The 22,959-nt window shown below is 64.8% G+C and carries 17 protein-coding genes; 8 read left to right on the top strand and 9 right to left on the bottom strand.

Annotated features, from left to right (window positions below; translation table 11 throughout):
- Positions 1–71 precede the first annotated feature (71 nt).
- Positions 72–680 (top strand): SCO family protein, encoded by a 609-nt coding sequence (locus ACIQYU_RS18760; RefSeq protein WP_063914066.1) that lies wholly within the window; start codon positions 72–74, stop codon positions 678–680.
- Positions 681–1,163 (top strand): copper chaperone PCu(A)C, encoded by a 483-nt coding sequence (locus ACIQYU_RS18755; RefSeq protein ID WP_233687900.1) that lies wholly within the window; start codon positions 681–683, stop codon positions 1,161–1,163.
- A 55-nt stretch (positions 1,164–1,218) separates the two neighbouring features.
- Here ACIQYU_RS18755 and ACIQYU_RS18750 read toward each other — a convergent pair whose 3' ends face one another.
- The 8 genes from ACIQYU_RS18750 to ACIQYU_RS18715 all read right to left on the bottom strand — a co-directional run bounded on the left by ACIQYU_RS18750 (position 1,219) and on the right by ACIQYU_RS18715 (position 7,039).
- Positions 1,219–1,446 carry a hypothetical protein gene (locus ACIQYU_RS18750; protein WP_003250422.1) on the bottom strand — a complete coding sequence of 76 codons (228 nt, stop codon included), beginning with the start codon at positions 1,444–1,446 and terminating at the stop codon, positions 1,219–1,221.
- Between the two features lie 72 nt (positions 1,447–1,518).
- Positions 1,519–2,352 carry an AraC family transcriptional regulator gene (locus ACIQYU_RS18745; protein WP_207837419.1) on the bottom strand — a complete coding sequence of 278 codons (834 nt, stop codon included), beginning with the start codon at positions 2,350–2,352 and terminating at the stop codon, positions 1,519–1,521.
- On the bottom strand, positions 2,349–2,663 hold the full coding sequence (locus tag ACIQYU_RS18740; RefSeq protein WP_207837417.1) for an AzlD domain-containing protein: 315 nt from the start codon (positions 2,661–2,663) through the stop codon (positions 2,349–2,351). The genes ACIQYU_RS18745 and ACIQYU_RS18740 overlap by 4 nt, the downstream gene beginning before the upstream one ends.
- Entirely contained in the window at positions 2,660–3,352 is a 693-nt protein-coding gene (locus tag ACIQYU_RS18735) for an AzlC family ABC transporter permease (RefSeq protein ID WP_207837415.1), read from the bottom strand. The genes ACIQYU_RS18740 and ACIQYU_RS18735 overlap by 4 nt, the downstream gene beginning before the upstream one ends.
- Before the next feature lie 309 nt (positions 3,353–3,661).
- Positions 3,662–4,357 (bottom strand): sel1 repeat family protein, encoded by a 696-nt coding sequence (locus tag ACIQYU_RS18730; protein WP_207837413.1) that lies wholly within the window; start codon positions 4,355–4,357, stop codon positions 3,662–3,664.
- 141 nt (positions 4,358–4,498) lie between these two features.
- Positions 4,499–5,581, bottom strand: a complete 1,083-nt coding sequence (locus ACIQYU_RS18725; RefSeq protein WP_207837412.1) for a hypothetical protein — start codon at positions 5,579–5,581, stop codon at positions 4,499–4,501.
- A gap of 40 nt (positions 5,582–5,621) precedes the next feature.
- Positions 5,622–6,248 carry a LysE family translocator gene (locus tag ACIQYU_RS18720; RefSeq protein WP_207837408.1) on the bottom strand — a complete coding sequence of 209 codons (627 nt, stop codon included), beginning with the start codon at positions 6,246–6,248 and terminating at the stop codon, positions 5,622–5,624.
- Positions 6,249–6,250: 2 nt separating this feature from the next.
- On the bottom strand, positions 6,251–7,039 hold the full coding sequence (locus ACIQYU_RS18715) for a YqcI/YcgG family protein (RefSeq protein WP_207837405.1): 789 nt from the start codon (positions 7,037–7,039) through the stop codon (positions 6,251–6,253).
- Between the two features lie 160 nt (positions 7,040–7,199).
- Here ACIQYU_RS18715 and ACIQYU_RS18710 point away from each other — a divergent pair, with 160 nt between their 5' ends.
- Positions 7,200–8,120 carry a LysR substrate-binding domain-containing protein gene (locus ACIQYU_RS18710; RefSeq protein WP_207837402.1) on the top strand — a complete coding sequence of 307 codons (921 nt, stop codon included), beginning with the start codon at positions 7,200–7,202 and terminating at the stop codon, positions 8,118–8,120.
- On the opposite strand, the gene ACIQYU_RS18705 is transcribed toward ACIQYU_RS18710, so the two are convergent.
- A complete protein-coding gene (locus tag ACIQYU_RS18705; RefSeq protein WP_207837440.1) occupies positions 8,101–8,997 on the bottom strand; it encodes a LysR family transcriptional regulator in 897 nt (298 codons plus the stop codon). The genes ACIQYU_RS18710 and ACIQYU_RS18705 overlap by 20 nt on opposite strands.
- A gap of 117 nt (positions 8,998–9,114) precedes the next feature.
- Here ACIQYU_RS18705 and ACIQYU_RS18700 point away from each other — a divergent pair, with 117 nt between their 5' ends.
- The 5 genes from ACIQYU_RS18700 (at position 9,115) to ACIQYU_RS18680 (ending at position 22,854) form a co-directional block, all read left to right on the top strand.
- Positions 9,115–10,305: an MFS transporter gene (locus ACIQYU_RS18700; RefSeq protein WP_241106484.1), complete on the top strand. Its 1,191-nt coding sequence runs from the start codon at positions 9,115–9,117 to the stop codon at positions 10,303–10,305.
- 265 nt (positions 10,306–10,570) lie between these two features.
- Positions 10,571–12,931, top strand: a complete 2,361-nt coding sequence (locus tag ACIQYU_RS18695) for a DNA polymerase II (RefSeq protein WP_402801459.1) — start codon at positions 10,571–10,573, stop codon at positions 12,929–12,931.
- 78 nt (positions 12,932–13,009) lie between these two features.
- On the top strand, positions 13,010–17,485 hold the full coding sequence (locus ACIQYU_RS18690; RefSeq protein ID WP_402801418.1) for an NEL-type E3 ubiquitin ligase domain-containing protein: 4,476 nt from the start codon (positions 13,010–13,012) through the stop codon (positions 17,483–17,485).
- A gap of 110 nt (positions 17,486–17,595) precedes the next feature.
- Positions 17,596–22,092 carry an NEL-type E3 ubiquitin ligase domain-containing protein gene (locus ACIQYU_RS18685; protein ID WP_402801416.1) on the top strand — a complete coding sequence of 1,499 codons (4,497 nt, stop codon included), beginning with the start codon at positions 17,596–17,598 and terminating at the stop codon, positions 22,090–22,092.
- Between the two features lie 210 nt (positions 22,093–22,302).
- A complete protein-coding gene (locus ACIQYU_RS18680; protein WP_207837393.1) occupies positions 22,303–22,854 on the top strand; it encodes a DUF4174 domain-containing protein in 552 nt (183 codons plus the stop codon).
- Positions 22,855–22,959 lie beyond the last annotated feature (105 nt).

Here is a 22,959-nt window from a genome sequence, read left to right as displayed (position 1 = left end):
GTGCCAGAATGCCCCGGTTTTTCGACCGGCCCGTCCCGAGGGCCGGCACCTTCCCTGTAAAGGATGGTTTCATGAATGATCTGTATACCCGGCGCGCAGTTGTCGCCGGGATGGGCGTTCTCGGGCTTGGCCTGCTGGCAGGCTGCAGCCCGGCCCGGGGGCTCGAGTTCAAGCACGGCAAGAACATGAGCAACGAAATCCTTGGGCGCAAGTTCAGCCTCAAGGATACCCAAGGCAATGTGCGCACCCTGTCGAGTTTCTACGGCAGCATGCCGATGATCTTCTTCGGTTTCACCCAGTGCCCGGCGGTGTGCCCGACTACCCTGGCGCGCGCGGCGCAAATCCGCCAGCTGCTGCGCGGCCGCGATCGCGACCTGTTCCAGGTGGTGCTGATTACCCTGGACCCGGAGCGCGACACCCCCGAAGTGCTCGATGCCTACGTCAAGGCGTTCGACCCGTCGTTCACCGCGCTGACCGGCACCCCCGAGGAGATCGCTGCGGTGGCCAAGGAATTCAAGGTGTTCTACGAGAAAGTCCCGGCCGGTGATACCTATACCGTCTCTCACTCGTCCACCAGCTACGTCTACGATACGCGTGGCACCCTGCGCCTGAGCCTGGGCCATTCCCTGACTGCAAAGGAATGCGCCGAAGACCTGGTCACCCTGATGGAGATCTGCTGAATGTCGATACAACCGATCAAGCACGGCCTGGCTGCCCTGGTCCTGATGGGCCTGGCGCTGCCGGCCCTGGCCCAGACCACCGTGAGCGATGCCTGGGTCCGTGCGACTGTGCCGCACCAGCAGTCCACCGGTGCCTTCATGATCCTGACCGCCAGCAGCGACAGCAAACTGGTGGCCGTGGCTTCGCCCGTGGCCAAGACCGTGCAGGTGCACGAGATGACCATGAACGGCGACGTGATGGGCATGCGTGAGGTCAAGGCGGTCGAGTTGCCAGCCGGCAAGGCGGTGACCCTCGACCCGAATAGCCTGCATGTGATGCTGATGGGCCTGAACAACCAGGTGAAGGAAGGCGACAAAGTGCCGCTGACCCTGACCATCGAGGATGCCAAGGGGGCCAAGGAAACCCTGGACGTGCAGGCCGACGTGCGTGCGCTCAACGCCGAGGCGGGCGGTGGGCATGATCACATGCACATGAAGCACTGACAGGCTGAACCCTTCAGGGCGCTTTGCGCCCTGTGGGAGCGGGCCCATATTTCAATCAGCTGCGAAACCTGGGCAGCGGCCTGTCGAGGGTCAGCGAGGTCAAGGTCTTGCGGACCTGGGCCTCGTCGGCCTCCAGGGCCTTGAGACTTGCGCGGATCTTGCCGGCGGCGGGCACGTCGCCCTGCCGGTCGATCCAGTCGGCTATCTCCTTGCAGGCACTGCTCAGGCAGGCCTGGCGCTGGTTCATCAGCGACAGGAGGGTGGTGAGCTCTCTTTCGGACATGGCAGGATCCTCCATTCAGCCTTGTCAGTGTAGCAGTGGCTGGCCGGCCTGCCTGAGGCCGGCTGTCGCAGTTCAGCCCTGCAGGCAGGCGCTGCGATAGGCCCCTGGCGTCACCCCGTAGGCCTGCTTGAACTGCCGGCTCAAATGGCTCTGGTCGGCAAAGCCCAGGTCGAACGCCACCTCCGAGGCCGCCCAGCCACGCTTGAGCATTTCCCGCGCACGGGCCAGGCGCCGCTGCTTCAGCCAGGCATGCGGCGGCAGGCCAGTGGCCTGGCGGAATACCCGGGCAAAATGGAACGGCGACAGGTTGACCGCCGCCGCCAGGGTTTCGAGCGAGGGCGGGTCGGCCAGCTGGCTTTCCAGCAGTTCGCGGGCGCGGGCCACGGCCAGCGGTTCGTGGCCGGGGGCCGCAGGTTCGGCGCATTGCCCGTGGCGCTGCACCAGGGCCAGCACTGCCTGGCGCCAGGCGGTCTGTTGCTGCAGGGCGCTGGCGCCTGCTTCGGACAGCTGGTGCAACTGGCTGAAGGCGCTGGCCAGGGCCGGGTCGTTGATCACGCTGTCCTTGAAGCGGGGCATGCCGTGGCGGCCCAGTTCCAGTTCGTCGAGCACCCCGGTTACCCGCTCGTGCTCCGGGTAGAAGCCGCGGTAGCGCCAGCCCGCTTCGTGGGCGGTAGCGCCGGTGTGCAGCTCGTCGGGGTTGATCAGCACCATGCTGCCGACCGGCGCCAGGTGCTCGCTACCGCGATGCCAGAAGCGCTGGGCGCCCGACTCGATCACGGTGAACACATAGCCTTCATGCACATGCGGGGCGAACCGCTGCTGGAAGTAGCGCGCGTGCAGCATTTCGACGTCGCCAAGTGCCGGCGCCTGCCAGAGGTGTGTCTGCTCGCGCAGGGGCGTGCTCATGCCAGCCAGCTGCGCAGGAGGAAGAAGATCAACATGCTCACCAGCATGCTCAGCAACACGCTGCGGGTCAACAGCACCAGGGCGATGGCCACCAGTGAACCCAGCAAGTAGGGGTTGAGCAGGCTCAGGTTCAGCTGGTGGTCGGGCATGAAGATGATAGGGCCACAGATGGCGGTGAGCATGCCCGGCACGGCAAAACCGAGGAACTGCCGGGCGTTGGAGCTCAGGCGCATGGGCAGGCGCGGCTCCAGGAACGCATAGCGGTTGAGGAATACGATGGCACCCATGGCGAAAATCAGGATCCAGGTCATGCGCGGGCTCCGGCAAATTTCTGGCAGATGAAGCCGGCGCTCATGCCCAGCAGGCCTGCGGCCACCAGGGCGGTCTCCCAGTGCCAGTAGCTGAACAGCACCGAGCAGAATAGCGACACGGCTACGCACACCACTGTGGCCAGGTTGCGTACCAGCGGGGCGATCAGGGCGACGAAGGTGGCGACGATGGAGAAGTCCAGGCCGAACTGGTCCAGGTGTGGAATGTTCTGGCCTAACAGGATGCCGGCCAGAGTGAACAGGTTCCAGGCGACATAGAAGGTCAGGCCCACCCCCAGGGCGTACCAGCGGTTGAACTGCTGCTGGTCGTACTGGCTGGTCAGGGCGAAGAACTCGTCGGTCAGCAGGAAGCCCAGGCCCAGCCTCCAGCGCAGCGGCTGGCTGGACAGTACCGGGCGCATCGACAGACCGTACAACAGGTGCTGCGAGGTCAGCAGCAGCGTGGTCAACAGGATCGACGCCAGGTTGGCGCCGCCCTTGAGCATGCCGATGGCCACCAGTTGCGCGGCACCGGCGAAGACGATGGCCGACAGCCCTTGCCCTTCCCAGGCACTGAGGCTGGCCTCGATGGCCATGGAACCGGCCAGCAGGCCCCAGGGCGCGACGGCCAGGGACAACGGGAGAATGGCGATGGCGCCGTGGAGGAAGGCTTGGCGAGCGATGTGGGGCATGGTGGCTGCAGTGCGTGTACGTGGTAGGCCAGCATGCCAGACGGGGCAGGGGATGGCTTGAACGATCTTGCTGGTCTCCACCTTGTGGGAGCAACTGTCTTGCTCAAGATTTCAAGGCGCACGCGGTCACTGTGGGAGCGGGCTTGCCCGCGAACACCGGCGAAGCCGGTGCCATGCACCACGTTGGATTCTTCGCGGCTAAAGCCGCTCCCACAGGGTGCGCGGACTGCTTGCCATTTCAGTTCTCTACGCGACAGCGCAGCCCTAAGGGCTGGGCCATCTCCCACAAAGGATCGCGACGGGTGAGGGTCAGGGACGGCTGGTCAGGTGCTGCTGCGCCGTCACGCAGCCGTTGGTATCCACGGCCTTCTGCAGCAGGCTCTGGCGGTGCTGCGGGTCGAGGTCGCCGAGCAGTCGGTATACCTCGGCCTGATAGTCCCGTTGGCGCCCCCATAGCATTTCCAGGCCTTGTGGCCGGCTGCGGTTGCAGGCCAGGCGCGTGGCCGGTTGCGGGTAGTAGGGGGCGTACACGGTGGCCATGCTGGGGATGGCCTCCAGTGCAGTGCGGTACTCGCTGCTGACGTTGTAGGGCGGGCACCAGGTGGCGATGGCCGGCGCCGGTGCGGCAAAGCCCTGTTTGAGGCTGGCTTCGAGCAGCGGGCAGGCGGCATCCGGGATTTGCGCGGCGGGCAGGTAGGTCATGTAGTACAGCGCCAGGCGGTACTGTGCGACCGGGTGGCCCAGCGCCACGGACTTTTTCAGCAAGGCGACCGCTGTCGGCAGGGTGTGGGCCATGGCCTGGCCCTGGCGGCTAAGCTCCGGGTCGTCACCCACGGCCGTGCGCAGCGTGCTGGCGCTGTCGTCCTGGCTGTCGGCCTGCTCCAGCAGGGGCAAGGCCTGACGGTAGAGCAGGTCGGCATGAGGGTCGATGCGCACTTCCAGCGCGTGTGCGGCCAGCGGCATCAGAGCGAGCAGCAGGGGGGGCAGGCGAAGCATGCAGCTCACAGGCAAGCCTCACAGGGTGCCAGGCACTGATGATGGATGGCTTCGATGTTCATGGCGGTCAAGCGTGCGCCTCGGGCAGATCGGAACGACGGCATATTCTAGCCACCCAATGGGCCTGGCCGGAAGACCACCCGGCAACTGTCAGACGAGCTTGATCGGCGTGACCTTGCGCTGGGCATGTTTTTCCTGGGCCAGGCCAAGCTTGGCAGTTATGACCTTTGCCAGGGCATTGTTGCCCAGGTCATTCAGGTGCAGGCGGTCGATGAACAAGTCGGCCCCGAATACCGGCGAGCTGCTGAGCATGCAGTTCATGTCGTAGCAGGGGACCGGGTCGGCCTGGCTCTTGATGCGGCGGAAGAAGGCCGAGTGCAACTGGCTGTCGAACGCGCCGTCCAGCAGCCGGTCGAAATTCGCCGGTTTTCGCTGCAGTGCATCCAGCATGGCCTGCTCGCCAGCGGGCAGGCTATCCCGACACCAGGGCAGCAACGGCTGCAGGATGAAGGTGAGGGTGGAATGGCTGTCTGCCAGCAGTCGTTCCCATTGGCGCAAGGTCCGGCCAATGTTGTCGGCGGCACGAGCCAGGCGCTTTTCCGGGGGCGACAGTGGCCAGGTGGCAGGTGGTGCGACCGGGGGCGCGGCCAAGGCCTGGCCGATACGCTGCCACAGCGATTGCCGGCGCGGAGCCGACATGGGCTGCATGCCTTCGCTGAAACTGTTGAGAAAGTCCTGGTAGGCCTTGGCGTGCTGTGGACCGTTCAGGCTGGCGAGGACTTCGCAGAGGGCTTCATGGGCCAGGCTGTTGAGGCCGCTGAGCACCACCACGTGGCCGAGCTGGCCAAGGCGGTGCTGATGGGTGAGGAACATCAGCAGCTCCTGGCTGGCATTGAGCCCACAGCCGGCCAGGCTCAGCCAGACTTCGCCGGTGAGCATCGACAGGTGCGAGGCCACTGTGTGTTCGTCGGAGCTGGCGCCGATGCCCAGGGCGGTGGAGCCGCCGACCAGCAGGTTGATGCGCGCGGCACCACCGCGCTCGGCCGCCGAGAAGCGCTTGCCGGCGCAGTGGCTGTAGCGCAGGCCCAGGGCGTCGGTGTTGATGGTGCCGGAACGGTAGCCGGTTTCGTGCACATGCACGGTGTGCGGTGCACGCCGGCTGCCCAGCAGCAGAAAGCGCTGGTAGTCCTGTTGCAACGGCGAAGGCGACGGGCTCGTGTCACTCGCGGTCATGATCTCTCCCTCATGTTGCAGCGGGCACTTTGCATCACAATCAGGCCGCCAGTTCCTTGAGGTTGTACAGCAGGCCGCCGGCGGCGATCAGCAGCAGGGCGACGCCCGAGGCCAGGCTGATCATGCGGTTGCTGCGTTGCGAGGCGATCTTGCCGATGGCGAAGATGTAAAGGCTGAGCACAGCAAAATCGATGGCCACCCACAGCAGCGACAACACCACCATGCTCTTGCCGAACGACTCGGTGATCTGGATGAACTGCGGGAAGAAGGCGATGAAGAAGATGATGTCTTTCGGGTTGGAAATGCCCACCATGAAGCCTTGCAACAGCCCGCTGCGCTCTGGCTTGGCGAGTTCGCCCGGCGCCTCGGTCGCAGGCGCCTGCAGGGCGTCCCTCAGGGTGCCCACGGCGGTGTAGCCGATGAACAGGCAGCCGAGCAGGCTCATGGCGCTGAGCCAGGCCTTGTCGATGGCGGCGCTGGTGAGGATGATCCAGGCCGCGGCGCCGATCAGCACCAGTGATGCCCAATTGGTGCCAATGGCGGTGAACATGGCTCTGCGCGAGCCGGAGGCGGCTGCGGTATTGATGATAAGCGCCACTACCGGGCCGGGTGTGGCGATCAGTAGCAGGACGGTAAGGGCATAGGTGGCAGTGAGTGCGGTATTCACGGTCAGTTCTCGATCAGTATTTCAGGTGTTGCCGGGTGTACGGCATGGGCGTGGAACGGGCAGCGGGACGGGTTGAGCGACCCGGCCTCCTGCAGTTGGTATTGCTTCCACTCGAAATTGTCGGCATCGCCGAAAAAGCCAAGGGTGTCGGGCATGACACCGTCGTTGTAATGGTGTACGCGCTCGCGGATGCGTTCACGGATACGTTTGCCACTTTCGGTATTGGCATTGGCCACTTCGTCGAAGTTCGCCCGCGGGTTGATGACGAAGGTAATGTGTGGCCCCAGGTTGCGGCTTTTCATCTGTTGGTGGCCGGGGAAATTCATGTTGATGAACAGCGGCATGCCGGCAAAGCAGAACGACCAGGTGCTGTCGTCGGGGTCGGTCGGGATGCCGTGTGGCCAAGGCTGCGGGTCGCGCGCATGTACGCCACGCAACACCTTCCAGGCCAGTGCCTGTTGCTCGGCGAGGGTGCAGTTGGCAGCGGTTTCCAGAAACACGACCAGCGGGCTGCCGATACGCTGCTTGGGTTGGATTGGAGCGACGGTGCGCACGTAGTCGGCCAGGCCCAGGGCGATGTCATCGGCCAGCTGCCCGGCGCGGGCGAAGAGGATGTGGCAGGTTGCGCCGTTTACCGCCTTGCGGCCGAACAGGCAGGGGAATTCGGGGTTGGCGAGGGTGCTGCGAAAATGCTCTACGGCATTGTAGGTCCAGTGTCGCGTGTTCCCGACATGTTCGGCGGCCAGCTCTAGCGCATCCAGGCGATAGCAAGTTCCATAACCCGTAAGCATGATTTCCCCAGGCGTTAATTTAGATGAACGTTCCAGTCACATGCAGGCAGGATCTTGGTTATGTTTGTTATTTACCGGCATTTTCCAAGACGCCCTTGACGTTGTAAAACGCGTGGAACTATGACCTACTATTAGTCTTACTCATGCTCGGGGCTTCGCCATGTCGGAAAGGATTCAGGCTTTGCACGCGCTGCGTGCCTTCGAGGTGGCCTCTCGCTATGGCTCGTTTACCCGTGCCGCGGAAGAGCTGGCCCTGACGCAGGGCGCCGTCAGTCACCACATCAAGACCCTCGAAGCCATGTTCGGCTGCGATCTGTTCGAACGCCGCGGGCCGAAACTGGCCCTGACCGAGCACGGTCGCCTGCTGGCGCAGGAACTCAAGGTTGGCTTCAAGATCATCGAAAACGCCTGCGCCCTGCTGCGCCAGGACCGCTACGGCCTGCGTCTGAAGGCGCCGTCCACGCTCACCGTGCGCTGGCTGCTGCGGGCGCTGGATGCGTTCAAGAAGGTCGAGGACAACTGCAGCGTGCAGCTGTCCAGCGTGTGGATGGACATCGACAGCGTGGACTTCTATTCCGAGCCCTACGACTGTGCAATCCTCCTTGCCAACGGGCGTTTTCCCGCCGATATCGAGAGTTTCAAACTGTTCGATGAATGGCTGATCCCGGTGTGCCACCCGGACTACATGACCCAGGCACAGCCGGCCCTGGCCGACCTGGCCCAGTGCGAGTTCCTGCACCCGTCCCCCGACCGCCGTGACTGGCGGCGCTGGCTGGCTCGCATGGACGCGCTGGACATCAGTATCGACCACGGGCAAGTGTTCGATACCCTCGACCAGGGCATCTCGGCCGCCCAGCAAGGCCTGGGTATTTCGGTGGTCGACCTGGTGCTGGCCAGTGCCGACCTGGCGGCCGGGCGCCTGGTCACGCCGTTCAGGCATGCGGTGGCTACGGGTGACGGCTATTACATGACCTGGCTCAAGGCCAGCCCCAAGGCACGGCAGATGCACAAGCTGCGCGAATTCCTGCTTGGCCAGGTGCCGCCGCTGGTCTGCAAGGACATCAATTACCTGTACGGTTGAACACGCGCTCGAGCATGAAGTCGATGAACACCCGCAATTTCGGCGGCATCTGCCGCCCGGACGGCCATAGCAGGTAGAAGCTACCGCGCCGTTCCATGAAGTCGTCGAGCACGCTGACCAGCGCGCCGTTGGCCAGTTCGCGGCGTACGGTGAAATCCGGCAGGCAGGTGATGCCGCGGTGGTTGACGGCAAAGCAGACGCGCGTCTCGACATGGTTGCAGACCATCGAGATGGGGATGTCGTAGCCCTGCTCGGGGTGCTCCTGGCGCAGCGGCCAGGTTTCCAGCTTGCCACTGCTGGGGAAGCGGTAATGCAGGCAGGTATGTGCCGCCAGGTCGCGCGGGTGCAGCGGCGTGCCGCGTTCGCGCAGGTACTCGGGCGAAGCCACCAGGCAGTGCTGGAAGTGCCCCAGGAACTTGGCGTTGAGCCGCGAGTCCACCGGTTGCCCACCCCGCATCACCACATCGAAGCCTTCGCCGACGATATCCACCATGCGGTCGGAAAAATCCAGGTCCAGCTCCACCTGCGGGTAGCGCGCCATGAACTCGGCCAGCGCCGGCATCACCAGCCCGGTGACCTGCGGCATGCTCACCCGCAGGCGACCGCTCGGGGTCGCGCTGGCTTGGGAGAGCGCCTGCTCGGTGGCCTCGATCTCGGCCAGGATGCGCCGGCTGCGCTCAAGGAACAACGTGCCTTCGGCGGTGAGGGTGATGCTGCGCGTGCTGCGGTGGAACAGGCGCACCCCCAGGCGGCTTTCGAGGCGCGCCACACGTTTGCCCACGGCCGAGGCACTGATGCCCAGCGATTGGCCGGCAGCGACGAAACTGCGGGTTTCGGCGACACGGTTGAAGACCACGAAGCCGCTGAGGCTGTCCATGCCGTATTCCTGATTGCGGACATTGATGTCCTGGGTGAACGGCATTGTAACCGCCTTTTTCCGTAATGGCCTCGGCTTGCAGACTGTCCGCCTCGTTTCTCATTCAAGGCATCTGCAATGTCCCAGACATCCTCCGCACCGCTGCTGGTCGCCAACAGTGAACGCTTGCCCCTCAGTGGGCTGCTGGCGCTGGCCATGACCGGCTTTATCGCCATCCTCAGCGAAACCCTGCCGGCCGGCCTGCTCGACCAGATCGCCGATGGCATGCACATCAGCCAAGCCATGGCCGGGCAATGGGTCACGGCGTATGCCCTGGGCTCGTTGCTGACCGCCATCCCGTTGGTGACCCTGACCCAGGGCTGGTACCGCCGCCGCGCGCTGCTGCTGGCGATCGTCGGTTTCGTGCTGTTCAACGGGCTGACTGCCTTGTCCACTTCCAACGCTGTGACCCTGGTGCTGCGTTTTTGCACTGGCGCCGCGGCCGGGTTGGCCTGGGGGTTGATTGCCGGGCATGCGCGGCGCATGGTGCCGGTGGCGTTGCAGGGCCGGGCCATGGCCGTGGCGATGCTCGGCCAGCCCATCGCCTTGTCGCTCGGGCTGCCGATCGCCACCTGGCTGGGGGCGGGGTTGGGGTGGCGCGCCACTTTCGTGGTGGTCACGCTGGCGGCGCTGCTGCTGGTGGCCTGGGTACTGCGGTCGGTGCCGGACTACCCGGGGCTCGCCACCGGCAAGCGGCCTGCGGCCCTGCAGGTGTTGCGCACGCCGGGGGTGGTGATCGTGCTGTTGGTGATCCTCAGCTGGATCCTTGGCCACAATGTGCTCTACACCTACATCGTGCCGCTGCTGGCGGCGGCCGGCATGGCTGCCGACATCGGCCTGGTGCTGATGGTGTTCGGCCTTGCGGCCCTGGCCGGGATTGGCCTGGTGGGGCTGCTGGTCGACCGTTATCTGCGTTCCCTGGTGCTGCTGAGCCTGGCCGGTTTCGCCCTGGCGACGCTGGTGTTGGGGCAGGCGTCGTCGTGGGCGATGTACCTGAGCATCGCCTTGTGGGGCGTGACCTACGGCGGTGCGCCAACCCTGCTGCAGACCGCCTGCGCCGATGCGGCGGGCGAGGGTGGTGATGTGGCGCAGTCGATGCTGGTCACGGTGTGGAACAGCGCCATCGCCCTGGGCGGGATCATTGGCGGGTTGTTGCTGAGCGGGGCAGGGGTGGAGTGGTTTGGTGGGGTGGTGTTGGGGTTGATCGCGCTGGCCTGGCTGCTGGCGTGGGCTGGGCGGCGCAGTGGGTTCGTGGCGGGAGCCCGCTAGACGGGCTACTGAAATTGCAGGCAATCCGCGTACCCTGTGGGAGCGGCTTTAGCCGCGAAGAATCCAACGCGGTGCCAGCCATCGAATTGGACTGTTCGCGGGCATGCCCGCTCCCACAGGTGCCGCGTCGCGCTTACCCATTGGAGTCATCTGCGTAACAGCACACCCGACGGGCTGGATGTTCTTCTGGAAAAATGCGCTGCAACGGAGCATCGGCGGTAGAATCGCCGCAATCAGCACAACAAACGATTCAGAGGTCGACGCGGTGGAGTTGCAGCAGGGCTTTGTCCTGACCCGGCATTGGCATGACACGCCCGAAGGCACCTGCGTGGAATTCTGGCTGGCCACCGATCAGGGGCCACGGCAGTTGCGCCTGGCGCCACAGGTATCGGTGGCTTTCATTCCCCAGGCGCAGGAAGCGCACGCACGGGTGCTGCTGGCCAACGAACCCGGTGTCGAGCTGCGGCCACTGCAGCTGAAGGACTTTGACCAGCGCCCGGTGCTGGGCCTGTACTGCCGCCAGCACCGGCAACTGATGCAGTTGGAGCAACGCCTTCGTACAGCCGGTATCGAGGTGTTCGAGGCCGATATCCGTCCGCCCGAGCGCTACCTGATGGAGCGCTTCATCACTGCCCCGGTGCAGTTCACCGGCCAGCCGGATGCCCAGGGCGTGCTCTGCGATGCCCAGCTCAAACCCCTGCCGGGTTATCGCCCGCCGCTGCGCCTGGTGTCGCTGGATATCGAGACCAGCGAGCGGGGTGAGCTGTACAGCATTGCCCTGGAAGGCTGTGGCCAGCGCCAGGTGTACATGCTCGGCCCGGTCAATGGCACGGCTGATGGACTTGACTTCGACTTGCACTACTGCGCCGACCGCACCGAGATGCTGGCCTGCCTCAATCAGTGGATGGCCACGCATGACCCGGATGCAATCATCGGCTGGAACCTGGTCCAGTTCGACCTGCGCCTGCTGCATGAGCACGCCAAGCTGCTGCAGGTACCACTGGCACTGGGGCGCAATGGCGCGCCCATGACCTTGCGCAGCCATACCAGTGGCGGCCACGTGTTTGCCGATGCCCCGGGGCGGCTGCTGATCGACGGCATCGAGGCGCTGCGCTCGGCGACCTGGAGCTTCCCGTCGTTCAGCCTCGAAAGTGTCGCGCAAACCCTGCTCGGTGAAGGCAAGGCCATCGACACACCTTACCAGCGCATGGACGAAATCAACCGCCGCTTTGCCGAGGACAAACCGGCCCTGGCGCGCTACAACCTCAAGGACTGCGAGCTGGTGACGCGCATTTTCGCCCACACCCGCCTGCTCGAATTCCTTCTTGAGCGTTCATCGGTCACCGGCCTTGCCGCGGACCGCAGCGGTGGTTCGGTGGCCGCGTTCTGCCACTTGTACATCCCGCAGATGCACCGCCTGGGCTTCGTCGCCCCCAACCTGGGCAGCCGCCCCGACGAAGCCAGCCCCGGTGGCTTCGTCATGGATTCGCGCCCGGGCCTGTACGACTCGGTATTGGTGCTGGACTACAAAAGCCTTTACCCGTCGATCATTCGTACCTTCCTGATTGACCCGGTGGGGCTGGTCGAAGGCCTGCGCCAGCCCGATGACGAGCATTCGGTGGAAGGCTTCCGGGGTGGGCGCTTTTCGCGCAGCGAGCATTGCCTGCCGGCCATCGTCGAGCGGGTATGGCAGGGCCGGGAAGCCGCCAAGCGCGAGGGTAACGCGCCGCTGTCGCAGGCGCTGAAGATCATCATGAATGCCTTCTACGGGGTGCTGGGCTCGAGCGGCTGCCGTTTCTTCGACCCGCGCCTGGCTTCGTCGATCACCATGCGCGGCCACCAGATCATGCGCCAGACTCGCGCGTTGATCGAAGCCAAGGGCTATGAGGTGATCTACGGAGATACCGACTCCACCTTCGTCTGGCTCAAGGGCGCCCATGGCGAGGAGGCTGCGGCACGCATCGGCCGCGAGCTGGTGACCCAGGTCAACCAGTGGTGGGCCGAACACCTGCGCCAACAGATGAACCTGGAAAGCGCGCTGGAGCTGCAGTTCGAGGTGCATTACCGGCGCTTCCTGATGCCCACCATCCGTGGCGCGGACGAAGGCAGCAAGAAGCGCTACGCCGGGCTGGTGCTGCGGGCCGATGGCAACGAGGAGATGGTCTACAAGGGCCTGGAGTCGGTGCGTACCGACTGGTCGCCGCTGGCCCGGCAGTTCCAGCAACAGTTGTATGCGCGGATCTTCCGTGGGCAGCCGTACCGCGACTACGTGCGTGACTATGTGCGGCAGACGCTGGCCGGTGAACTGGACGAGTTGCTGGTGTACCGCAAGCGCCTGCGCCGGCCGCTGGCCGACTATCAACGCAACGTGCCCCCACATGTGCGCGCTGCGCGCCTGGCAGATGACTACAACAGCCGCCTGGGCAGGCCAAAGCAGTACCAGCGCGGCGGCTGGATCAGCTACGTGATGACCACCGCGGGCCCCGAGCCGCTGGAGAACCCGCAGGCGCCCATCGATTACGATCATTACCTGAGCCGCCAGCTGCAGCCGGTGGCCGATGCCATCCTGCCGTTCGTGGGGGATGATTTTGCTGCGCTGACCGATCGCCAGCTCCTGTTGTTCTGACGCGGTGGTACCTGGCTAGCACTCGCTGGCCAGTGGCAGCCACTAGTTTCGCACCTCCGTTTACCCTGGAGGCGCGACATGCAGAACCGTCTGAATCCGACCCAAGCATTGCCCACCACCCTGGACCTGGAGCGAGGCTTCCAGGACGGCATCCTTGCCCGCCGCTTGCCGGCCTGGCTGAGCGGGCTGCACCTGGCAAGCCCGGACAGTGCGCCGCAGCCGCCTTCTTCGGTAACAGCAGAACAACTGACGACGCTGCTGCAGGCCCTGCAAGACAGTTTCGACTGCCGCCAGCGCCTGCAGCGCCAACTGGCGCCGTTGCAAGGCATTCACGCATTCTGCAAGCCGCTGCTGCAGCGGGCGTTGCAGGAGAAACTGCATTCCCTGCACGACCCCGATACGTTGTACTACCGCCATACCTACTTCACCCTTTCGCCTGATCCCGAACTGGCCACGGGCCGCCTGGCGCAGCAGGAAAAAGACTACTACGACATCGCGCTTGTCGATGCTGCGCTGGCCAATTTCACCGAGGATGAAGCGAGCCCGGGCACCCTGCCGCGCAGCGACTGCCTGGTGGACGCAGTGGGTGTGGCGGTGCCGGGGGTGAGCGCTCCGGCGTTGGCCAAAGTGTGCCGCCAGCTGGACCTGGGTGAGCGCTATCAGGAGCACCTGGACACCGTCCTGTACCCGCCCGCCAAGGGCACCGAGGGCCTGCAAGCCACGCTCAAGGCACAGTTGGTGTCGAACATGCAGGTGGATGCCTTCAAGGCAATGACCGAGGCAGCCCTGACCCATGCAGAACTGGCCCTGATCCTGGGGTTGTGCAGCAGCGGCGAGCCTGGCAGGTTCGAGGGTGACCCGGTCGCCGCCAGGCATCTGCATGCCTTTGGGTGCACGCTGGAGCAGATCATCGTGCTGCATGTCACCCGCACGACGCTGGGTTTTACCAGCACCAGGCGCGTGCTGGTGTATCTGCCCGGCGACCCGGTCAGCCCCTGGTGTGTTGCGCCAGACCTCGACACCTTTGTCCGCAGGATCTTGGGTAAACGCCTTGCCGACCCTCAGTATCAGGGTTTCTTCAGGCGTTTCGTGCGCCTGCGTGATCAGGCCGGATTTTTCGCCCGGGTTATCAGCGAGCTAGCGGATGTGACCGAAGCCGCTTCGCGGGATATGGAACAGCACCTGGTTGACTGTGCATTGCCCTTGTTCGACCGCCAGGCACAGGCACGCATCGATGTGATCAAGGATGATGCGGCATTCATCGCGGTACCGGTACGCATGATCGACAGCGGCGTGCAGCAGGCGCAGCGTGAACGTCTGGAGGCCGGCGCCTGGGCTGCGGCAGGGGTAGCGGGGCTGTTCGTGCCGGTCATTGGCGCGGTGATGGCGGCAGCCATGGCCTGGGACATGCTCAAGGACGCATTCCATGCGGTGGAAAGCTGGCGGGAGGGCGATACCCATGCCGCGGTCGAGCACCTGCTGAACATCGCCAGGACGGTCATCACGGTGGGTATCGCGTCTGTGCTGGCCGGCGCGGTGGTGCGTAGGACCGACCTGGTCGAGCAACTGGTCACGGCGCGCCTCGAGGATGGCAGCGAAAAGCTCTGGCGCTTCGACCTGGCCCCTTTTCGCACCGAGCCGCCAGCGCTGCAAGCGCAGCCCGATGCCGAGGGAGTGTATCGCCTGGGCGAGCGTTGCTGGGTGAACATGCAGGGTTACTTCTACGAAGTGGTACAGGGCGACGACGAGCAATGGCGCATGCTGCCCAGGCAAGGCCACGGCCCACGGTTGCGTCACAACGGCGCCGGTGCCTGGCGGGTATGGTGCGAGCAGCCGGTGGAGTGGCATGACACGCACGCCATGTTCCGGCGCCTGGGCGGTGAGTTCAGGCAACTGGAAGACGACCAGATCGATCACGTGCTGGCCATTCACGGGATGGAACCGGACGACTTGCGCGGCTTGCATGTGTGCGGCCAGGCAGCGGATGCCTGCCTGCTGGACACCGTCAGCCGGGTCAGGCTGGCGAACCGCATCAAGCTCCTGGTCAGCCAGCTGCGCGCAGGCGGGGCGGTGGCCGATACGGCACTGCTTGCCCGGGCACGGCGCTGGCAGAGTACAGAGGATGTGGCGAATGACGAGCTGGCCGATTACCTGTGGAACCGTCGCCGTTCGTTGCTGGGGCAGTTGTACTACGAACAGTACCCGGTGACCGGCGATACGCAGGCGTTACAGCGCGATTTTGCCAGCCTGCACCGGCTTGCGGCGGAGCAGCTGCTGGGCACGGCAAGCCCGGACGACCTGTTGATCTCGGCTGCGGTACTGGTCAAGCGCATCCGCTGCATCCGTGTACACGAAGCCCTGTTTTTCGATACGCCGCAGACCCTGGACCTTGCGCGCTTCGCCCTGGGCATGCTCGACCGCATGCCTGGCATGGGCATCGGCCCACGCTGGCAATTGTTCGACGGTGACGCCGGTACGCCGCTGTTCAGCACCCGTGGGGGCGGGCGGCAGTTGCAGCTGAGGTACCGGGGCGGCCTGTTCCATCTCAGCGATGACCAGAGGCCGTTGGGCACAGCGGGTGAGTTGTTCCAGCAGATAGCCAGCGGCTATACCCGTGAGCAGCGCGCGGCACTGGCCATTGGCAAACCGTTCGCCTTGCAGCTACGCAGCGAGCTGGCGCGGCGGGTGGCGCAACAGCGGGAAGTGATCGCCGGAGTGCTAGGCATCAGGCCCTCGAATGGCGCTGTGTTCATGCCGCAACGCCTGGCCAACGGCCGCATCGGCTACCCGTTGAGTGGCTGGCGCCAGTGCCTGGGCCTGGACCGGGCCGTAGTCAGGAACCTGGCCGCCGAGCTGCGTGACCTTTACCCGGGCTTCGACGATGACGAAGTCGAGCACTGGCTGGAACGGTTGCGGGCGTCGCAACGTGACCCCGCGACGGAGCTGGCCGAGTTGAAGCGACAGCTGGGCACGTTGCGTCAGACCCTGAAGGGCTGGCAGGTGGGTACGGTCAAAGCCTGGGCCTGGAAGGCGCGTCGAGAGTTCGCCCGAGGCCTCGTTGACTGCTGGCGCTACCTGGTGCCCAGACAACTGGGGGCTGTAGAGGCAGACCGCGGTTATTTGCTGAGTTGCTACCGCAGTGACCTGGATGCGCTGCCGGCTATCCCGGCGACGGTCAGCTTCGCGCATGTGTCGGACCTGGCATTACGGTCACTGCAGATACACACCGTGCCAGACACGTTTCTGCACGCCTTCTCCACGTTGAGCACCCTGAACATCACCAATTGCCGACTGCGTACGCTGGCGTTGCCCCAGGCCATGGCCGAACGCCTGCAGGTGCTGGACCTGTCGAACAACCAGATCGGGCCTGAGGGCGGCATGCCGGCCCTGCTGCAGGCCTGCCGCTCGCTGGTGTACCTCAACCTGTCCCACAACCCGTTGCGCAGTGCGCTGTCAGTGGCGGACATGCCCCGGCTCAATGCCTTGATGCTGCGGGGGGCGCAGTTGACGCAGATGCCCGCCGGGGTCATGGAGGCACCGCACCTTCATACGCTGGACGTGAGCCACAATGCGATCCGCACTTTGCCCTACGGGTTCTATCGCTCGGACTTGTGGCACGCGGGGCGGGTCTGGCTTGCAGGCAACCCCTTGCTGCGTGACCAGGATACCTGGCACGAGGTTCTCGAAGACCAGGTGCCGACGATGCTGCGCTGGACCGACCTGGTGCAGCCCGCTGAACGAGATCGCATGGCTGATATCTGGAGCAAGCTCAATGGCCAGGAGGCATCGAGAGACTTCTTTCACCTGCTGCAGCGCTTGACTGGTTCGGCCGATTTCCAGCAGGAATTCCTGGCCCGCTACCTGGCACTCAGGGTGCTGCGCATGCTGGTGTCCATGAGCGAACAGCCGCTGTTGTGCACGGAACTGTACGCGCATGCGCTGACCGAGCACTGCCAGGACAACGCAACCTTGCGCTTCAGCGACCTGGAAGTACGTGTGCGCAAATGGAAAGCACTGCACGGCAGCAAGGCCGACGACCCGGAGCGGGCGCTGTTGCACCTGGGCGGGCAATGCTGGCGGCTGGATACCCTCGACCAGGTGGGTGGCTTGCACGCCGTGCGTGCTGGCCGGCCTGAGGAGTCGCTGGAGTTCGCACTGGCCTACCGGCTGGCGCTGGCCGACGAGCTGGACCTGCCTGTCGAGCACGACGAAATGCTCAACCCAGGCGTTGCCAACCTGTCGCGGCAGGATATCGACGCCGCCGCGCAGCTGGTGCGGGTTGCCCAGTCCAGGGACGCGCTGGTCGATTACCTGTCGACCACACCGTTCTGGAAGGAGTACCTGACTCGCGTCTTCGCGACGCGCTTGAGTACGCCGCATTTCTTTCATGCCGAACTGGAAGCGCTGGTCGAGCGCAACGCCGCGCAAGTGGATATCGATCGGCTTCAGGACCGCGTACAGCAGTGGGAACTCAATGTGACCAGGCAACTGACACGGGAGGCGCTGGGCCGCCACCTGGCGGCTGTGATGATACCCGTGGCTGCGCCCAGGTAGCGGTGCCTGGGCGGTTGCCCTTGCCGGTGAAGCGGGTAGTAATCCGCTAGGCACCTGGGTGTCTCGCCCGCCGATAGCCTTGCGTTTTTTCAGCACGCGGAGGCGGCATCATGGGTACCCTGCAAGCCACACACGACCTGCTCGAACAAGCCGAGCAGGACGCCATCATCGCCAAGCGCTTGCCCGGCTGGATGCGCCCGGGCAACCCCGAGCACATGAGGGTCCTGTGCCAGGCATTGAGGGGCAGCCTGGACTGCCGATACCGCTTGCAGGCCTTGTTGCAGCAGATTGTACCAATCGACCGCTTCGCCACGCCCTTGCTGAAACAGGCACTGCAAGCCCGATACGGCCTGAAACAGGACCTTGATCATTTGTGGATGCGCGCGGCATTTGAAAAACCACTGAGCACCTATGCGCCGATTCGCGTGCCTTTGACCGAGCGGGTCTATTACCAGATTCCCCTGCTCGAGGCTGCGTTGCACGGCTTTACCGCTGCCGAGGCCAAGGCCGGTGGCCAGGCGCCGGACTGTGGCCTCTACGAGGCCGACGGCATGCCACTGGAGGCTCCCAGCGCCATGGCCTTTGCCAGCCTGGTACGCGAGCTGGACCTGGGCCAGCGTTACCAGCAGCATCTGGACAGCCACCTGGCAACTCCGCAGAGCAAGGCGTTGTTGGCCGACAGCGTGCGCCACGGCATGTTGATCGATGCCATGCAGGCTCGCCACGCGGGTGTGCTCGACGCAGCAGAGCTCGAGTTGCTGGTCAAACTGTGGCGTGACGGTTGGTTATCCCAGCTCGATGACACTCGGGTGCTGGGCAAGCGCCTCGAAGTGCTGGGTTGCCCGCTGCAGCAGATCCTGGTGCTCGACGTTCGCGATGAGACCTTTGCCCCGCTGCACACCAGTACCAGACGCGTGCTGGTGTATATCCCGGGTGACCCCCAAGGCGCGTGGAGCGCCCATGACGATTTGCAGCAATTTGCCCAGCGCGTGCTGGGGCAGCGCTTGCGCATGGTCACCTACCGGCAGTTTTTCGCTCGCTTCGTGCGGGCGCGTGACAGCCAGGCGTTTTTTTCGCGCATCGGGGCGGGCTACGATGACCTGACGAAATGGGCCAACATCGACCTTGATGAGCGCATGCACCCTATGGGGGCTTATGTGTTCAAAAACCTCGCGGCACTGCGTGTTGCCCAGGTCAAGGATGATGCGCAAGTGTTCGCGCCTTCTGTAGCGAAGCTGGACCGGGAGGTCCAGCAGGCGCACGCGCAGCGCCTGGCGGCGTTGGGGTTGACCGCCCTGAGTGCTGCCAGTCTTTACCTGCCTGCACTGGGAACCGTGCTGCTGGCCATGCTTGCCTGGAAATGGCTGGATGACGTGTTTCAGTCGGTGGCGGCGTGGCAGGAAGGAGAGGTTCGTGAAGCACTGGACCATGTCACCGAGGTGGCCATCGACCTGGCCGTGATCGCTGCCACAGGCACCGCGCTGGGCGGGGCGCGGCGCCTGTGGCAGCGCTCGCTGCGGGTCGACAGCATGCCCCAGGCGCGCCTGGAGGACGGTGCCGTGTGTTTATGGGACGGTGACCTGGCAGCCTTTCGTGGCGAGGCGCCGCCTGCCGATGCGCTGAGTGATGCGCAAGGCGTTTGGCGCCAGGGTGAGCGGGCCTGGGTGGCCATCGATGAGCACTTCTACCGGGTGGTGCAGCGCAGTACCGATGGCTGCTGGCAATTGCTGCCGCGCCATGGCCACGGGCCGCTGCTGTTGCACAATGGTGCCGGAGCCTGGAGGCTCTGGTACGAACAGCCGTTGCAGTGGGATGCGCCTCGCTACCTGTTCAGGCGCCTGGGCGGCCAACTGGCGCAGTTGCAGGACGAACAGGTTGACGAAGTGCTGGGCATCCATGGCCTGGGCAGCGACCAGCTAAGAGCCTGGCATGTACTGGGACGGGCGCCGGAGCCGGGGGTAGTCGACAGCGCCCAGCGGGTGCTGATCGACCAGCGCATTCGTACGCTGGTGGCCCGTTTGCGGTCAGGGCAGCAACCCGAAGACAGTGTGGTGCTGGCGCAGCTCGAAGGCCTCGAAGGGGCCGCTGGCCTTTCCGGGCAAGCCCTGGCGGACCTGGCCTGGGCCCAGCGGCGGCGGTTGTTCGAGCAGGTTTATCAGGCCGAAGCCCAGGTGACGGCAGGCAACCCCGACATCACGGCACTGCGGCGTGTGTTCCCCGGCCTTCATTGGCGTGCCGCACAGGCGCTGCTGGCCAGGGCCAGTGCAGCGGACCGTGAGCGCTTGCAACTGACCGGGCGTATCCCGTTACGCCTGGGCGAGGCCGCCAGGCAGCGACTGACTGACGTGCGCAAGGTTCGGGTGTTCGAAGCGCTGCACTGGGACACCCCGCAAAACCTCGACCTTGCCCGCGTTGTGCTGGCGATGCTCGAGCACTTGCCGGCGGCCAGCGGCGGGATACGCTGGCGGCTGTTCAATGGCGGGGAGCGCGCTGCGCCGGTGGCCACGATGCAGGCGGGTAGCCCGGTCTGCGACCTGGCTTTCGAGGACGGGCTGTTCCAGCGTATCGGCCCGCAAGGGCTGGCCGTTGGTGAGGCGGGCGAGCTGTTCGAGGTCATCAGCCATGCCTATGGCGATGACCTGCGCGCAGCCCTGCAGGTGTCCGAGCCTTTTGCCCATAACCTGCGGGTGCTGCTCACGCGCCAGGCCCTGGCCAGGCGTCAGGCTGTCGAGCAACTGCTCAGCCCTTCGCGTACGTCGGGGCTGCACCTACCCACCCGGCTGGCGGACGGCCGCATCGGTTATCCCTTGAGCGGGCGTCTTCCGGGCGGCTCGCCGAGTGCGTATCGACCCGGGCCGATCCTGCGCCGCGTGCGTTACCTGTACCCGACCTTCACCGATGAGCAGGTGTTTGCCTGGGTAGAGCGGGCGCGCAATTCGGTCGTGGGGCTGGAGCGCACGTTGCAGCAGTACGAACAGACCTTCGACGCACTCACTACCCAGCTGCGGCGCTGGGTTCATGCAGCCCCCGACACCGCCGAGCGAGAGAACAGGCGCAGGTTGCGACGTGCATTGCGCTGCTGCTGGCAACAGATGCTCGAGGAGGGGGCGCACGAGGTGGGGCCTGGCACGGTCTACCGTTGGGACATGACTGAAATGCGCACCAGTAACCTGCCGGCGTTTTCCGAGCAGGTGGTGTTTGCCCATGTGCATGTGCTGACGCTGCAGAACATGCAGCTTGAGGATGTGCCCGAGAGTTTCTTGCGCGCATTCCCGAATATCCGTGGCCTGGAGATGCCCAACAACCGGCTCGCCCGAATCCCGCAAGCGCTGCTGGGCATGCCCAACCTGCAGCGTCTGAGCCTGCAGCGAAACCGCATCCGCCTGGATGCCGGGCAAGCCACCATTCTTGCCAGCTGCCCCAACCTGGTGTCCGTCGATTTGTCGCATAACCCTCTGGGTCGACCGTTTTCGTTGAGTGGGCTGCCGCGCCTGCGCGAGCTGCGGCTTGCCGACACGGGCATACGGGATGTCCCTTATGGTCTCCTCCAAAGCACCTCCTTGAGGGTGGTGGACTTTCGCGACAATCTGATAACCACCATGCCGGAGGGTTTCTATGATTCCCGGCTGTGGATGGAGCACGAAGTGCGCCTCAGAGGTAACCCCTTTAGCGAGCCCGAAGCCCAACGGTTGCATGCAGTGTTGCTTGCCGCAATGGCCGATGGGGGCGCGGCGGCGGTGCCCGCGCGGTTGCGCTGGATGGATGCTGCCGGGATCAGCTTGCGTACCGAGCTCGGTGCCCATTGGGAGGCGCTGGAAGCCATGCCTGATGCCACGCAGTTCTTCAACCTGCTTGAACGCTTGATGGAGACCGAAGACTTCCAGCATCTGACCGGGGCACGTTACCTGGCTGGCCGGGTGCTGGAACTGCTGCGTGCCATGAGAGAGTCGGACGAGCTTCGCGACCTGATGTTCAATGACGCCGAGCAGTTGACCTGCCAGGACAGCGTGGCCCTGCGTTTCAGCGACCTGGAGCTGCGTTTGCTGGCGTGGCGGGCCCGTACTCAGGCGGCGGCGGGCGGGCAGGAGCAAGCACTGCTGCGGCTCGGTCGGCAAATGTGGCGGCTGGATGAGGTCGATCAGTTTGCCCAGCAGGATGTGCTTGCGCGTGAGTTCGAAGGGCGAGGCACAGACCCGATCGACATAGTGCTGGCTTATCGTCTGGGCCTGCGCGAGCAACTTGAGCTCCCGATTCTGACCAGTGGCATGACGTTTCGTACGCTTGCCCAGGTAGGGGCAGCGCAATTGGCGCAGGCGCGGAACTGGGTGCTGGCCAATGAAACCGGGGAGCGGCTTGCCAGTTCATTGATCGTGCGCGATTTCTGGCAAGCTCACCTGCGCGCTGCCCATGCAGCGCGGTTCGAGTTGCTCGACGCCCCCTTCCACGAGCGCCTGGAGGCGTTGCAGGGCAATTTCACCCTGCCCGAGGCGGAGCGTTTGACCGAAATCAATCGGGTGGCCAGCGAGCGGCAGGCGGCGGAACGCGAACTGATGATGACGCTGACGCTCGATGCGCTGGACGGGCAGGCAGAACAGGCGGCGACTTGAAGTCGTCGGTGCCGGCACGGGCAGTGGTATGGCGATGAACTATGCTGATTATCGGGCATCGACGGCGTGCTTGAGCGCCGCATGTGCCTGGGGGAAATGCCAGGTTACCTTTGCATACGCACGTGCCGGCTCGGTTGGTTTAGGCTCGCTTGTAGGATCTTTCTCCCTGATCTGTAGTCTTTGGTTTATCGAGAGAATAAGGAGATACGCATGCTCGTCCGGTCACTGACCCTCGCCACCTTGCTCGCATTTGTCGGCCCCGTATTTGCCGCCGACAGTGACGCGCCGCTGGCCAAGGAACTGGGCAAGGCCAGGCCCTTGGTCGTCATTGCGCCCAGTAGCGCCGACCCGACGTTGCGTGGGTTGAACGAAGCCCTCAAGGACCCGGCCACCCAGGCCGCCTTCAAAGAGCGCAACCTGGTGGTCTACAGCGTCGCCAACATGATGGGCAAGCGTGAGGACAAGAACCTCGAGCAGCAGACCACCATGGCCCTGATCCGCGAGTTGAAGCTGGGTGCCAGCAAAGGCACCAAGGTGATCCTGGTGGGCAAGGACGGTGAGCGGCACATGCTCAAGGACGACGAGAGTGGCGAGGTTATCGACCCGCAGGTGATTCTCAAGGCGGTCGATGACCTGCCCGCCAGCGAAAAAGCCGTGACGGCGCCCGAGCCTGTGGCCGCGGCGGTACCGGAAACCAAAGCCAAGGCCAAGGACAGCAAGCCCGCCAAACCGGCCGCGCCGCCCAAACCGCTGGAAGACTGACCCGGCACAACGGCCCCGGCGCACCTCGGGGCCGTTGTGTATCCCACTGTATCTGCTCACGCCGCAGACCCATTCCCATACAAAACCGCACCCCGTGCGATACAT

The sequence above is a fragment of the Pseudomonas sp. NPDC096925 genome (assembly GCF_044762545.1).
Taxonomy (GTDB): domain Bacteria; phylum Pseudomonadota; class Gammaproteobacteria; order Pseudomonadales; family Pseudomonadaceae; genus Aquipseudomonas.
Note: the sequence above shows the minus strand (reverse complement) of the source record. Positions and strands in the feature narration are given on the sequence as shown.

What these genes read in the sequence shown, in the direction of transcription:
- ACIQYU_RS18760 (WP_063914066.1), top strand. Translation starts at nt 72, where the DNA reads ATGAATGATCTGTATACCCGGCGCGCAGTTGTCGCCGGGATGGGCGTT.
- ACIQYU_RS18755 (WP_233687900.1), top strand. Translation starts at nt 681, where the DNA reads ATGTCGATACAACCGATCAAGCACGGCCTGGCTGCCCTGGTCCTGATG.
- ACIQYU_RS18750 (WP_003250422.1), bottom strand. Translation starts at nt 1,446, where the DNA reads ATGTCCGAAAGAGAGCTCACCACCCTCCTGTCGCTGATGAACCAGCGC.
- ACIQYU_RS18745 (WP_207837419.1), bottom strand. Translation starts at nt 2,352, where the DNA reads ATGAGCACGCCCCTGCGCGAGCAGACACACCTCTGGCAGGCGCCGGCA.
- ACIQYU_RS18740 (WP_207837417.1), bottom strand. Translation starts at nt 2,663, where the DNA reads ATGACCTGGATCCTGATTTTCGCCATGGGTGCCATCGTATTCCTCAAC.
- ACIQYU_RS18735 (WP_207837415.1), bottom strand. Translation starts at nt 3,352, where the DNA reads ATGCCCCACATCGCTCGCCAAGCCTTCCTCCACGGCGCCATCGCCATT.
- ACIQYU_RS18725 (WP_207837412.1), bottom strand. Translation starts at nt 5,581, where the DNA reads ATGACCGCGAGTGACACGAGCCCGTCGCCTTCGCCGTTGCAACAGGAC.
- ACIQYU_RS18715 (WP_207837405.1), bottom strand. Translation starts at nt 7,039, where the DNA reads ATGCTTACGGGTTATGGAACTTGCTATCGCCTGGATGCGCTAGAGCTG.
- ACIQYU_RS18710 (WP_207837402.1), top strand. Translation starts at nt 7,200, where the DNA reads ATGTCGGAAAGGATTCAGGCTTTGCACGCGCTGCGTGCCTTCGAGGTG.
- ACIQYU_RS18705 (WP_207837440.1), bottom strand. Translation starts at nt 8,997, where the DNA reads ATGGACAGCCTCAGCGGCTTCGTGGTCTTCAACCGTGTCGCCGAAACC.
- ACIQYU_RS18700 (WP_241106484.1), top strand. Translation starts at nt 9,115, where the DNA reads ATGTCCCAGACATCCTCCGCACCGCTGCTGGTCGCCAACAGTGAACGC.
- ACIQYU_RS18690 (WP_402801418.1), top strand. Translation starts at nt 13,010, where the DNA reads ATGCAGAACCGTCTGAATCCGACCCAAGCATTGCCCACCACCCTGGAC.
- ACIQYU_RS18685 (WP_402801416.1), top strand. Translation starts at nt 17,596, where the DNA reads ATGGGTACCCTGCAAGCCACACACGACCTGCTCGAACAAGCCGAGCAG.
- ACIQYU_RS18680 (WP_207837393.1), top strand. Translation starts at nt 22,303, where the DNA reads ATGCTCGTCCGGTCACTGACCCTCGCCACCTTGCTCGCATTTGTCGGC.